We start from the raw sequence: 12,222 nt of genomic DNA on the forward strand, positions 1-12,222 counted from the left end.
TCCGTCCTGTCGCCGCAGACTATGAGGAGATCGCCCGCGTCCGGCAAGAGCGCGCGCAAACGCGGGGGCAAGATGCGTGGCCAGACAAAAGATGCTAGAGTTCTTGCGATTTGACAGAGGAGGGAGAGGATGAAAAACACGCATATCACGAGGCGCAGCGCGCTTCTGACAGGAGCAGGCCTTTCCATGACAACGATGCTTCCCGCCGCAGCGCCCGCTCAGACGGCCCGCCCGGCGACCCCGGGCCCGGCTGTGACCGAGAGCCTGGCCTTGGGCGATTTCGCCGTTACGCCCTTGCTCGCGGGCAAGGTGATTTCAGACAATCCGATTGCGACCTATGCACTCAATGTCGATCCGGCCGAATTTGCCCGGGTCTGCACCGATAACTTTCTGCCAAGCGCCAAATCCGGCAATTCCTTCACGCCGAGCCTTGTGAAAGCAGGCGATGCGCTGGTGCTGTTCGACACCGGGCTCAACCCCGAGGGCATTCTGGCCGCTTTGGCGCAGGCCGGTGTCGCGCCCGAGGCGATCACCCATGTCGTCCTGACCCATATGCACGGCGATCACATCGGCGGGCTGATGGGCGAGGGGCCGACCTTCCCGAATGCCGAGCTGATCGTGCCGCGCGCCGAGAATGATTATTGGGCCGCGCAGGACAATGACGCCTATAAGGCCAAGGTCCTTCCCCTGATCGGCAAGGCGCGCCAGATCGGCGATAGCGACGAGATCCTGCCCGGCATCCGCGCCGAGGCGGCGCATGGCCATACGCCGGGACATACGACCTATCTGCTCACCTCGGGCGAGAAGCAGCTTTTGCTCAGCGGCGACAGTTTCAACCATTACGTTTTCTCGGTCGCCCATCCCGAATGGCAGGTCCGTTTCGATGCCGACAAGGAGGCCGCGATCCAGACCCGCAAGAAGGTGCTCGAGCGGCTTGCAGTGGATCGCATCCCCTTTATCGGCTATCATATGCCCTATCCCGCCGTGGGCTTTATTTCGCGTCGGGGGGAGGGCTACCGTTTCGTGCCCGCGACCTATCAATTCGCGGTCTGAGGATCGCCGATTGAGGGCCAAAATTTGAAGGCCGAAGTCCGACCGGGGAGGCACCGCCGGGAACAGGCGGTTGATCGGACCAGAATGAAGCGGGCGGCGGGATCATCCGCCGCCCGTTTTCGTCCATGAAATCCGTCTCAGACCTTGCCAAGTTTGCGATCGCGCGCATGCATCGGCCCGCCGCGCCAGCGCGGGAAGCCGTAGCCGTGGATTTCCACCAGATCGATGTCCGAGGCCTGATGGGCGATGCCTTCGGCGAGGATCTGATCGCCCTCTGCCGCCATTTCTCCGACCAGCGTTTCGGCAATCGCCTCCCGGCTGAGGGGTGTGCTTAGGGCGGGCGTCCGCGCGGCGGTGATCTCTGCGGCGAGCAGGCGCGCGACCTCCTCTGAGGCTTGGGGTTTGCGCTCGCCGGGGATGTAGTCATACCAGCCCCCGCCGGTTTTCTGGCCCTTGCGCCCGGCGCGCACCAAAATGTCGCCAAGCGTCTCGGCGACCGCCTGACCCGAGGCCCGCGCCCCTTCGCGCTGCAGATAGGCGATATCAAGCCCGCCCATATCCTGCGCCTCGAACGGCCCCATGGCGAAACCATAGCCCCGCATCGCGGCATCAACCTCGGCAATCGCCACGCCCTGACGCAGAAGCGCCTCGGCGGCGGCGCGGTAGCGCTTGAGGATGCGGTTGCCGATGAAGCCCTCGCAGATCCCGGCGGCGACCGGCACCTTGCCCAGCTGTTTCGCCAGAGCGAACGCCGTGGCCAAGGTCGCGGGCGAGGTCGCGGGCGTCGGCACGATTTCCAAGAGCTTCATCACATTCGCCGGGCTGAAGAAATGCAACCCGATGAAGCGCGCGGGATTGGGGATCTCGGCCTCAAGCGCGCGCGGATCGAGATAGGAGGTGTTGGTCGCGAGCACCGCATCGGCGCGGCAGGCCACGCCCAGTTGGGCAAAGACCGCGCGCTTGACCTCGATATCTTCAAAGACCGCCTCGATGACCAGATCGGTCTTGGCAAGGCTTGCGTAATCGGTCGAGCCGGTGACGCCCGCCAGCCGGTCGGCGAACTGCGCCTCGCTCAGCTTGCCGCGTTTGACGCCGCCTTCGAAGATCGCGCGGATATTGGCGATGCCGCGCGCCAGAGCCTCGGCGTCGCGCTCGATCAGCGTGACCGGCAGGCCCGCGTCGCGCAGCGCCGCCGCAATTCCCGCGCCCATCGTGCCGCCGCCAATCACCGCCATGCGCGCAATCGCCACCGGCTTGGCCTCGCCCAGATGGGCGGGGCGGGTCGCGCCGCGTTCGGCGAAAAAGACCGCGCGCAAGGCCGCCGCCTGATCCGAGCCGCGCAGGTCGAGGAAGGTCTGGCGCTCGAAGGCCATCGCCTCGTCAAAGCTGCTTTCGGTGGCCTTGCGGATCGCCTCCAGCGCGCGCAAAGGCCCGTGATTGCCCTTGGCGGCTTTGGTGACGGCGGCGGTCTGGCTTTCCCAGAACGCGTCAGGCTCGGGCGGCAGGGGGCGGGTCGAGAGCGGCTCGGGCAGGGGATTGGCCAGCGCGGCCGTGGCGAAGGCCACGGCACCGGCGGTCAGATCGCCCGCGATCACCGCATCGATCAGGCCAAGCGTCAGGGCCTTTTCGGCGCGGAGGGGCTTGCCCGAGGTGATCAGATCGACCGCCGCCGGAACGCCGATCAGGCGCGGCGTGCGCACCGTGCCGCTGGCGCCGGGGATGATGCCAAGCGTGACCTCGGGCAGGCCGAGGCTCGCCGAGGCGACCGCGACGCGGAAGCGGCAGCCAAGCGCGACTTCCAGCCCACCGCCAAGCGCCGAACCGTGGATCGCGGCGATCCAAGGCGCGCGCGCGGCCTCGATCCGGGCGACGAGGTCGGGCAGATGCGGTGGCTCGGGCGTGCGGCCAAACTCGCGCACATCCGCGCCCGCGATGAAGGTCCGCCCGGCGCAGGTCAGCACCACCGCCGAGACCTCGGGATCGGCGTCAAGCGCCTCGACCGCGTCCCACAGCCCCTGACGCAAAGCCTGCGACAACGCGTTCACCGGAGGATTGTCCACGGTGACGATGGCGATCTGGCCCTCGCGGGCGATGGTGACAATGGACATGTCTTGCTCCTGACTTCTCAAATCCCGAGATAGGCTTCGCGGATGCGGGGATCGGCGATCAGCTCGGCGGCGGGGCCCTCGATGGTGACGCGCCCGGTTTCCATGACATAGCCCCGATCCGCGATCTTGAGCGCGCCGAAGGCGTTTTGCTCGACCAGCAGCACGGTGACATTGAGCGCCTTGAGCCCTTTGACCACATCGAAGATCTGTTGAACGATGATCGGCGCCAGCCCCATCGAGGGCTCGTCGAGCAAGAGGCAGCTCGGCCGCCCCATCAGCGCGCGCGCCATGGCCAGCATCTGCTGCTGACCACCCGAGAGGCCTCCTGCGGCGAGATTGCGCTTTTCCTTGAGGATCGGGAACATCTGGAAAGCGTCTTCCATGTCCTTCTCGACACGGTCGTCGCTGTAAAGAAATGCCCCAAGCCTCAGGTTTTCCTCGACCGAGAGATTGGTGAAAATCTGGCGCCCCTCGGGCGATTGGGCAAGGCCCCGCCCGATCCGCTTATAGGCGGGCACCGCCGTCAGCGGCTCGCCCCGGAAGGTGATCGTGCCGCCAGAGACCGGCTGGACGCCCGAGAGACAGCGCAAGAGCGTCGTCTTGCCCGCGCCATTCGCGCCAACCACGGTGACGATCTCGCCCGAATCGACGCGCAGGTCGATGCCGTGCAGCACTTCGATGCGCCCATAACGCGAGCGCAGCCCTTCAACCGTCAGCATGTGCCGCCTCCGCTTCTGCTTCCGTGCCGAGATAGGCGGCAATCACCGCCGGATCGCGGCTGACCGTGGCCGGATCGTCCTCGGCGATCTTTTCGCCGTGATCGAGCACGACGATATGGTTCGAGATGCGCATGACCATCTTCATGTCATGCTCCACGAGCAGGATCGCCACGCCCGAGGCCGCGACTTCGGCGATCAGATGGTCGATTTCCTCGGTCTCGACAGCATTGCAGCCGGCGGCGGGCTCGTCGAGCAAAAGCACGGTCGGATCAAGCGCCAGCGCGCGGGCGATCTCGAGCCGTTTCAGCGCGCCATAGGACAGGTTCCCGGCCTCGCGCTCGGCCGCGCGGTCCAGACCGACGCGCTCGAGAAGCCGCATCGCGCCCTCATGCGCCGCCCGGACGCGCTTGCGCGACGAGGGCAGGCCAAGCAGATCGGCGAGAACCGGGCCGCGCTCTTTGAGGTGAAACCCCGAGGCCGCATTTTCGAGAACCGTCATGTTCTGAAAGATCTGGAGGTTCTGGAAGGTGCGCGACATGCCGCGTTCGGCCAGACGGTTCGGCTCCATCCCGGTCACATCGGTGCCGTTCAAGATGACCTGACCCGCGCCGGGCTGATAGACCCCCGAGATCATGTTGAAAAGCGTGGTCTTGCCCGCGCCATTCGGCCCGATCACCGAAACGATCTGGCCGGGTTCGACCGAGAAGCTCACGTCATGGACCGCGCGCAGACCGCCGAAGGTGATGCCAAGGCCCTTGATGTCGAGAAGGCTCATTCGCGTTTTCCTCCCCGGAATTTACGCAGGATCGAGGGCAAAAGCCCCTGCGGCATGAAGATCATCACAAGGATCATCACAAGGCCGAGCATGAGCTGCTCATATTCGGCAAAGACGGTCAGGGCTTGGGGCAGCAGCGTCAGGATCCCCGCGCCGAAGATCGCGCCAAGGACAGAGCCCGCGCCGCCCAGAACCGCCATGGTGACCATCTCGATCGAATGCATATAGCCCGCGATATCGGGGCTGACGAATTTGTTCTGGAGCGCCAGCAGCGAACCCGAGACCGAGGCGAAGACCGCCGAGATCACGAAAGCCTGCAGCTTCGCACGGGCGACGTCGATGCCGACGGTGCGCGCCGCGATCTCCGAGCCATGGAGCGCGCGCAAGGCCCGCCCGGTCGGGCTGGTGTAGAGGTTCAGCGCCAGCCAAGCCGCGATGATCAGGCAGATCCCGCTGAAGGCATACCAGAACTCGCCATTGGTGAGGTTGAGGCCCATGTCCTTCAACAGAGCGCGCAGGCCAAGCTCGGGGACCTCGATCCCGTCCGGGCCCTTGGTCAGCCAGCGCTCATTGGTCAGGACCATCGAAATCAGGATGCCCATGCCAAGGCTCGCGACGCCAAGATAATAGCCCTTGAGCCGCAGGATCGGGCGCCCGACCAGATAGGCCAAAAGCGCCGAGATCGCCGCGCCCAGAAAGATCGCGAGGCCCGGATGGATGCCCCAATGGACCGGGGCGAGCGCGCAGGCATAGCCGCCGATCCCGGCGAAACCGGCATGGCCGAGGCTGATCTGACCGGCATAGCCGGTCAGGATGACAATGCCGGTTACTGCGATCCCGTTGACGAAGATCAGCGCGCCGATGCGGTAGTAATAGCCCGAGGGAAAAAAGAAGGGCGACAGCGCGATCAGCACGGTCAGGATCAGGAGGGTGATCTGTTTGGAGCTGAGTTTCATGGTCACACCCGCTCTGTCGATTTCTTGCCGAAGAGACCCTGCGGCATGAAGAAGAGCACCGCGAGGATCACGATGAAGGCGGTCGCATCCTTGTATTGCGAGCTCAGATAGCCCGCGGTCAGCGCCTCGAGAAGGCCAAGGATCAGCCCGCCAAAGAGCGCGCCCTTGGGATTGCCCATGCCGCCGAGCATCGCCGCGGCAAAGCCCTTGAGCGCCAGCGCGATGCCGACATCATAGGAAACCAGCGTGATCGGCGTGACCAAAACGCCCGCGAGCGCGCCGATGGCGGCGGAAAGCGCGAACGAGAAGGTCATCACGAGGTTGGTGTTGATGCCGACAAGCTGCGCCGCGATGCGGTTGTTCGAGGTCGCAAGGATCGCCTTGCCCATCAGCGTCTTCGAGAAGAAGATCCACAGCGCAATAAAGACCAGAAGCGCGCCCGCGATCACCCAGAGGCTCTGCGGCAGGATGGTCGCGCCCAGCACATGGATCGGATCATCGCCCGAAAAGGCGGGATAGCTGTGGATCTGCTTGTCGAAAACCAATTGCGTCACGCCCCGGATCAGGATCGAGGCGCCGATGGTGATGATGATCAGCGACACGACCGGGGCACCGCGCGCGGGCTCGATCGCGAGCTTATTGAGCGCGATCCCGACCAGTGAGGTGACCGCAATCGCAATCAGTGCCGCCAGCGGCAGCGGCAGCCCGGCCTGATGCGCGAAGAAAGTGATCATGCCGCCCAGCATGACGAATTCGCCTTGCGCGAAATTCACCACATCCGAGGCGTTGTAAATGATCGTGAAACCAAGGGCGACCAGCGCATAGACCGCGCCGACCGTGACCCCGGACAGAAGAAATTGCATGAGTTCCGACATGGGAGGCGCCCTTGGTGGGCCGTGCCGGATCGGGTGCGAGGCGGCTTGCGCAGGCGCCCCGCACCTTCGGCGCGGCCGGTTCAGATCAGTCGATCAAGGTCCATTTGCCGTCCTTGATCTCCAGCATCTTGAAGGCGCTGAGATCGAGGCCGAGGTGATCTTCCGGGGTCATGGTGACAATGCCGGTGGTGCCGACGAGGCCCGAAGTCTTCTCGATCGCGTCGCGGATCGCCTTGGGCTCGGCGCTGCCAGCACGGGTGATCGAATCGCTCAGGATGTTAAAAGCGTCATGGGCATAGCCGCCGAAGGTGCCGACCGGGGTCTTGGTCTTGGCTTCAAAGGCGGTCTTGTAGGCGGTGACGACCGGCTTTTGCGGATCGCTGTCGGGCAGGATATCGGCGACCAGAAGCGCCGTGCCCGGGATGCGCACGCCCTCGGCCGCCTCTTTGCCCGCAAGCGTGATGAACCCGTCCGAGGCAACGCCATGGGATTGGTAAAGCGGCACGGTGATCGCAAGCTGCTTATAGTTGCGCGTCACGATCGCCGGGCCCTGACCAAAGCCCGGGTTCAGCACGGCTTGCAGCCCGGCCTTGCCCTTGATGTTCGTCAGCTGCGGCGTCATGTCGGCGTCTTGCGGGCCGTAGGTCTCATCCGCGACGATCTCGATGCCGTAAGTGCCGATCACGTCCTTGCATTGTGCATGCATCGAGGCGCCGAAGCCGTCGGTGCCCGAGATCATGCCGATCTTGGTGATGCCCTGCGCCTTCATATCCTCGAAGATCTTTTCGCAGGCCATGCGGTCGGTGTGCGGCGTCTTGAACGTATAGGGGCGGACCGGCTTGATGATCTCGATCGCGCCCGCCAGCGAGATGAAGGGCACCTCATTGTCCTCGGCCACGGCGGCGATGGATTGCGAAGTGCCGGTGGTCGAGCCGCCGATGATCGCGACAACCTCGTCATCCTCGATCAGGCGGGTCGCGAAGGTGCGCGCCTTATTCGGGTCCGAGCCGTCGTCGTAAAGCACCAGCTTGACCTGCTCGCCATTGATGCCGCCCTTGGCATTGGCCTCTTCGACCATCATCTCCAGCGTCTTCGCCTCGGGATCGCCCAGAAACGAGGCCGGGCCGGTCGAGGACACCGAGGCGCCGATCTTGATCTCGGCTTGCGCGATGGTGGCGAAACCAAGGGCGACCATGGTCGCCAGAAGGCTTGTCGTCATTTTCATTGTCATTCCTCCCTGGAAGTAACGGATCAGCAGCCGCCGGGCGATTGGCCGCGGTCGGAGATCGGACGGCGCCACATCACGCGGGTGAAGCGCGGCGCGACAAAGGCGGTGTCGGTCAGGCTGGCCGAGCCGGCGGGATTGGCGCCGGTCACATGGAAATCGCTGAAGGCCGCCGACTGGTTCACGAAGATATTGCCGGTCAGGTTGATCGAGAGGTTGACCCCGGCCTGCGCGAAACGGGCGATGGCGCGGGAAATCCGCTCTTCCTTTGTATCATAGATCGCCGCTGTGATCGCGCCCTTGCGACGGGCGAGATCGGCGGCGCGCGCGATACCCTCATCGGCATCCGCCACGCGGATCAGGAAGGCGACCGGGCCAAAGACCTCATCCTCATGGGCGGTCGAGCTTGCTGCATCGACCACCAGCAAAAGCGGGGTCGCGCTGCGTCCGAAGGGCAGGGCGGTGCTCTCGCGCAGGACCGTGCCGAGATCGCGGGCCGCCGCCGCGCGTGCGAGCGTCGCCGGATTGGCAATCGTTCCCGCCACCGCCGCGCCCTGCGCCGGATCGGTCAGCAATGCGCCGATGGCCTCTTTCAGCCCAGCCGCCACCTCGTCGAAGCTTTTATGCCCCTCGTCGGTCTCGATCCCTTGCGCGGGGATATAGATATTCTGCGGCGCGGTGCACATCTGGCCGGAATAGAGCGTCAGCGAAAACGCCAGATTGGCGCACATCCCCTTGAAATCACGGGTTCCCGCCAGAGTGACGGTGTTGACGCCGGTCTCCTCGGTAAAAAGATGCGCCTGACCCGCATGGGCGCGCAGCCAATCGCCGAACTGCGCCGAACCGGTGTAATCAATCAGCGCAACCGCGGCGTCGCTCGCCAGATCCTTGGTGATCTCGGCCCCGGGCTGATCGACCGCGAGCAGGATGACATCGGCCGGAAGCCCGGCCTCGACCAGCACCTCGCGCGCGATTTTGACCGTCAGCGCCAAGGGCAGGATCGCCGCCGGATGGGGCTTCACGATCACCGGATTGCCAGTGACGAGGCTTGCGAAAATCCCGGAATAGGAATTCCAGGTCGGGAAGGTATTGCAGCCGATCGCCAGAGAAATCCCGCGCGGCACGATGGTCCAATGCTTCTCGATCTCAAGCGCAGCGGCCTTGCCCTGCGGCTTGATCCAGTCGGCGCGCGGTGCGAAACGGGTCATCTCGGCATGGGCCAGCGCCACGGCTTCAAGACCGCGATCCTGCGCATGGGGGCCGCCCGCCTGAAAGGCCATGGCGAAAGCCTGCCCGGTCGTGTGCATGGTGGCGTGACCGAGCAGGAAACTCTGGGCGTTCAGCCGCGTCAGGATTTCAAGGCAGATCCCGGTCCGGGTCTCAACCGAGCTTGCCGCCCATGCACCCGCCGCTGCCGCACTGGCCGCGATCAGCGCCTCGGCGGAAGCCGCCGGATAGGTGATGCCAAGCGCGGGGCCCCAGGGCGAGACCTCTGCGCCAAGGCGCGTGGTCTCGGGATGGCCGGGCAGGTCGAAGGGTTTTCCTTGCAAGGCTGCAAAGGCCGCCTCAGCATCGGCTTTGGCGGTTTCGCCATAGATCTTGCCGCTCGGAATCTCGGGGAAGGGTGTCCAGAAGCCACGGTCGCTCAGCGCGGTTTGCGCAGACACGAGCATCGGCCGGTGACGGTCGAACAGGGCTGACATGGTGGTCTCCTCCGGGAACACGCTTAATCATTGACCGTCCGGTCGGTTTATGCAACACCTAATTCGAGGCCCGGCCGATTTGCCGGGAACGGGAGACCATCATGAGCCAGTCCGAGACTGTTCTTGCGACGCTGCAGGCGGGTGTTTTGCATCTGACCCTGAACCGGCCCGACAAGCTGAATTCCTTCAACGAAGAGATGCATCTCGCGCTGCGCGAGCAGATCGAGCGCGCCCATCATGCGCGCGATGTGCGCGCGGTTTTGCTGACGGGGGCAGGGCGCGGCTTTTGCGCCGGGCAGGATCTGGGCGACCGCGATCCGCGCAAGGGCGGCCCGAAGCCCGATCTCGGCCGCACGCTTGAGGCCTTCTACAACCCGACCCTGCGGTTGATTCGAAACCTCGAAAAGCCGGTGATCTGCGCGGTGAACGGGGTTGCGGCCGGTGCGGGCGCGAATATCGCCTTTGCCTGCGACATCGTTCTGGCGGCGAAATCGGCGAAGTTCATTCAGGCTTTCTCGAAGATCGGCCTTGTTCCGGATGCGGGCGGCAGCTGGTCTCTGGCCCGCATTCTCGGCGAGCCGCGCGCCAAGGCGCTTGCGCTGACGGCTGAACCCTTGATGGCCGAAAAGGCCGCCGATTGGGGGCTGATCTGGAAAGCGGTCGAGGATGAGGCGCTGATGGCCGAGGCCGAGGCGCTGGCCGCGCGTTTGGCCAATGGGCCGACGCTTGGCCTTGGCCTGACCAAACGGCTGATCCAGAGTGCGGCAACGAACACGCTTGACGAGCAATTGGATCTGGAACGCGACTGCCAGCAGATTGCGGGTCACAGCGACGATTACGCCGAGGGCGTCACGGCCTTTCTCGAAAAGCGCCAGCCGGTTTTCAAGGGAGAGTAAGCGCGATGACCGATCAGGAAATTGCCGAAGCCTGCGCGAAAGCGATGTGGAACGACGACAGCGCCAGCCAGCGGCTTGGCATGAGCCTCGACCATATCGCGCCGGGCGAGGCGACGCTCTCGATGGAGATCACCGGCGATATGTCGAACGGCCATGGCAATTGCCACGGCGGCTATATCTTCACGCTCGCCGACAGTGCCTTTGCCTTTGCCTGCAACAGCCGCAACCATCTGGCCGTCGCCCAGCAGAACTCGATCACCTATATCAACCCGGGCCGAATCGGGGATCGCCTGACCGCCGCCGCGCGCGAGGTCTCGCTGCGCGGGCGCTCGGGGATCTATGACGTGCAGATCACCAATCAGCACGGCGCCCATATTGCCGAATTCCGTGGCCATTCACGCACCGTGAAGGGGCTGCATCTGCCTGAGCTTGCCTGACGCCTTGCCGTCATCTGGGAGGAACGCATGGAAAATCTGACACCGAACCCGAAAGACCTCGACCCGATCGAGCTTGCCTCGCGCGATGAGATCGAGGCGCTGCAATTCCACCGCATGAAGCGCTCGCTGAAACATGCCTATGAGAATTCGCCCTTCTTCCGCAAACGCTTCATCGAGGCCGATGTCCATCCTGAGGAGCTGAAAACGCTCAAGGATATCGCGAAATTCCCCTTCACCTATAAGCAGGATCTGCGCGACACCTATCCTTTCGGAATGTTCGCCGTGCCGCAGAACCAGCTCTCGCGCATCCATGGCTCGTCGGGCACGACCGGCAAGCCGACGGTGGTGGGCTATACGAAAAACGACATCGACACTTGGGCCAATCTGATCGCGCGCTCGATCCGGGCAGGCGGCGGGCGTCCGGGCGACATTCTGCACAATGCTTACGGCTACGGGCTCTTCACCGGCGGTCTTGGCGCGCATTACGGCGCGGAACGTCTGGGCTGCACCGTCGTGCCGATCTCGGGCGGCGGCACCGAGCGTCAGGTGACGCTGATCAACGATTTCAAGCCGCGCGTCATCATGGTGACGCCGTCCTACATGCTCTCGATCCTCGACGAGTTCCGCCGTCAGGGTCTCGACCCGCGCAAATCCTCGCTCGCCGTCGGCATTTTCGGGGCCGAGCCCTGGACCAATGCGATGCGCGAGGAGATCGAGGACGCCTTCGACATGCATGCCGTCGATATCTATGGCCTCTCGGAAATCATGGGGCCGGGCGTTGCGATGGAATGCGTCGAGACCAAGGACGGGCTGCATTTCTGGGAGGACCATTTCTACCCCGAGATCATCGACCCGGCGACCGGCGAGGTTCTGCCCGATGGCGAGATGGGCGAGCTGGTGATCACCACGCTGACCAAGGAAGCCCTGCCGATGGTGCGCTACCGCACCCGCGACCTGACCCGGCTTTTGCCCGGCACGGCGCGCTCGATGCGCCGGATCGAGAAGATCACCGGGCGCTCGGATGACATGATCATCCTGCGCGGCGTGAACGTCTTCCCGACCCAGATCGAGGAACAGATCCTGAAATGCGAATTCCTCGCGCCGCATTTCCATATCGAACTGTGCCGAGAAGGCCGCATGGATGGGATGATCGTCCATGTCGAATGCGCGCCCGAAGGCACCGATCAGGATGCGCGGGCGAAATCGGCCAAGGATCTGGCCCATCGCATCAAGGGCGTGGTCGGCGTCTCGAGCAAGGTCGTCGTGCATGACCCCCATGCGCTTCAGCGTTCGGAAGGCAAGGCCAAACGGGTCGTGGACAACCGCCCCAAGGAATGAAGCGCGGCGCTGAGCGGGACAGCGATTGAGGCTAGCCATCCGCCCCGGCGCTGACCTAAACGAAGACGGGCGCGGCGCGCCCGTCTTCGCGCGCCCCCTTTGAGCGCCCCCTGTTAAGCGGCCAAGGCGCCGAGATG

The 12,222-nt window shown here is 64.5% G+C and carries 11 protein-coding genes; 4 read left to right on the forward strand and 7 right to left on the reverse strand.

What is annotated here, in order from left to right; genetic code table 11:
- The first annotated feature begins 186 nt into the window (after positions 1-186).
- Positions 187-1,053 (forward strand): MBL fold metallo-hydrolase, encoded by an 867-nt coding sequence (locus JCM7686_RS05565; RefSeq protein ID WP_236635871.1) that lies wholly within the window; start codon positions 187-189, stop codon positions 1,051-1,053.
- 137 nt (positions 1,054-1,190) lie between these two features.
- Here the strand turns inward: JCM7686_RS05565 and JCM7686_RS05570 are convergent, their stop codons facing one another.
- The 7 genes from JCM7686_RS05570 to paaN all read right to left on the reverse strand — a co-directional run bounded on the left by JCM7686_RS05570 (position 1,191) and on the right by paaN (position 9,414).
- A complete protein-coding gene (locus JCM7686_RS05570) occupies positions 1,191-3,161 on the reverse strand; it encodes a 3-hydroxyacyl-CoA dehydrogenase NAD-binding domain-containing protein (RefSeq protein ID WP_020949882.1) in 1,971 nt (656 codons plus the stop codon).
- A gap of 17 nt (positions 3,162-3,178) precedes the next feature.
- The gene (locus JCM7686_RS05575; RefSeq protein WP_020949883.1) at positions 3,179-3,880 is read right to left on the reverse strand and encodes an ABC transporter ATP-binding protein; all 702 of its coding nucleotides are present in this window, start codon (positions 3,878-3,880) and stop codon (positions 3,179-3,181) included.
- The gene (locus tag JCM7686_RS05580; protein ID WP_020949884.1) at positions 3,867-4,655 is read right to left on the reverse strand and encodes an ABC transporter ATP-binding protein; all 789 of its coding nucleotides are present in this window, start codon (positions 4,653-4,655) and stop codon (positions 3,867-3,869) included. Before JCM7686_RS05580 ends, JCM7686_RS05575 begins: the two co-directional genes overlap by 14 nt.
- Positions 4,652-5,611, reverse strand: a complete 960-nt coding sequence (locus JCM7686_RS05585; RefSeq protein ID WP_020949885.1) for a branched-chain amino acid ABC transporter permease — start codon at positions 5,609-5,611, stop codon at positions 4,652-4,654. The genes JCM7686_RS05580 and JCM7686_RS05585 overlap by 4 nt, the downstream gene beginning before the upstream one ends.
- Positions 5,612-5,613: 2 nt before the next feature.
- Entirely contained in the window at positions 5,614-6,486 is an 873-nt protein-coding gene (locus JCM7686_RS05590) for a branched-chain amino acid ABC transporter permease (protein WP_020949886.1), read from the reverse strand.
- An 85-nt stretch (positions 6,487-6,571) separates the two neighbouring features.
- Positions 6,572-7,711 (reverse strand): ABC transporter substrate-binding protein, encoded by a 1,140-nt coding sequence (locus JCM7686_RS05595; RefSeq protein ID WP_020949887.1) that lies wholly within the window; start codon positions 7,709-7,711, stop codon positions 6,572-6,574.
- Positions 7,712-7,737: 26 nt separating this feature from the next.
- Positions 7,738-9,414 (reverse strand): phenylacetic acid degradation protein PaaN, encoded by a 1,677-nt coding sequence (gene paaN / locus JCM7686_RS05600; RefSeq protein ID WP_020949888.1) that lies wholly within the window; start codon positions 9,412-9,414, stop codon positions 7,738-7,740.
- Between the two features lie 101 nt (positions 9,415-9,515).
- On the opposite strand from paaN, the gene paaG reads away from it, so the two are divergent.
- Genes paaG through paaK form a run of 3 tightly spaced genes read left to right on the forward strand, consistent with a single transcriptional unit; the run spans position 9,516 to position 12,085 of the window.
- On the forward strand, positions 9,516-10,310 hold the full coding sequence (gene paaG / locus JCM7686_RS05605; RefSeq protein WP_020949889.1) for a 2-(1,2-epoxy-1,2-dihydrophenyl)acetyl-CoA isomerase PaaG: 795 nt from the start codon (positions 9,516-9,518) through the stop codon (positions 10,308-10,310).
- 5 nt (positions 10,311-10,315) lie between these two features.
- Positions 10,316-10,747: a hydroxyphenylacetyl-CoA thioesterase PaaI gene (paaI, locus tag JCM7686_RS05610; protein WP_020949890.1), complete on the forward strand. Its 432-nt coding sequence runs from the start codon at positions 10,316-10,318 to the stop codon at positions 10,745-10,747.
- Between the two features lie 27 nt (positions 10,748-10,774).
- On the forward strand, positions 10,775-12,085 hold the full coding sequence (paaK, locus tag JCM7686_RS05615) for a phenylacetate--CoA ligase PaaK (RefSeq protein ID WP_020949891.1): 1,311 nt from the start codon (positions 10,775-10,777) through the stop codon (positions 12,083-12,085).
- Positions 12,086-12,222 lie beyond the last annotated feature (137 nt).

This window comes from Paracoccus aminophilus JCM 7686, assembly GCF_000444995.1.
Lineage (GTDB): Bacteria > Pseudomonadota > Alphaproteobacteria > Rhodobacterales > Rhodobacteraceae > Paracoccus > Paracoccus aminophilus.

Bases quoted from the DNA above. Each gene is read 5' to 3' on its own strand.
- JCM7686_RS05565 (WP_236635871.1), top strand. From the start codon at position 187: ATGACAACGATGCTTCCCGCCGCAGCGCCCGCTCAGACGGCCCGCCCG.
- JCM7686_RS05570 (WP_020949882.1), bottom strand. From the start codon at position 3,161: ATGTCCATTGTCACCATCGCCCGCGAGGGCCAGATCGCCATCGTCACC.
- JCM7686_RS05575 (WP_020949883.1), bottom strand. From the start codon at position 3,880: ATGCTGACGGTTGAAGGGCTGCGCTCGCGTTATGGGCGCATCGAAGTG.
- JCM7686_RS05580 (WP_020949884.1), bottom strand. From the start codon at position 4,655: ATGAGCCTTCTCGACATCAAGGGCCTTGGCATCACCTTCGGCGGTCTG.
- JCM7686_RS05585 (WP_020949885.1), bottom strand. From the start codon at position 5,611: ATGAAACTCAGCTCCAAACAGATCACCCTCCTGATCCTGACCGTGCTG.
- JCM7686_RS05590 (WP_020949886.1), bottom strand. From the start codon at position 6,486: ATGTCGGAACTCATGCAATTTCTTCTGTCCGGGGTCACGGTCGGCGCG.
- JCM7686_RS05595 (WP_020949887.1), bottom strand. From the start codon at position 7,711: ATGAAAATGACGACAAGCCTTCTGGCGACCATGGTCGCCCTTGGTTTC.
- paaN (WP_020949888.1), bottom strand. From the start codon at position 9,414: ATGTCAGCCCTGTTCGACCGTCACCGGCCGATGCTCGTGTCTGCGCAA.
- paaG (WP_020949889.1), top strand. From the start codon at position 9,516: ATGAGCCAGTCCGAGACTGTTCTTGCGACGCTGCAGGCGGGTGTTTTG.
- paaI (WP_020949890.1), top strand. From the start codon at position 10,316: ATGACCGATCAGGAAATTGCCGAAGCCTGCGCGAAAGCGATGTGGAAC.
- paaK (WP_020949891.1), top strand. From the start codon at position 10,775: ATGGAAAATCTGACACCGAACCCGAAAGACCTCGACCCGATCGAGCTT.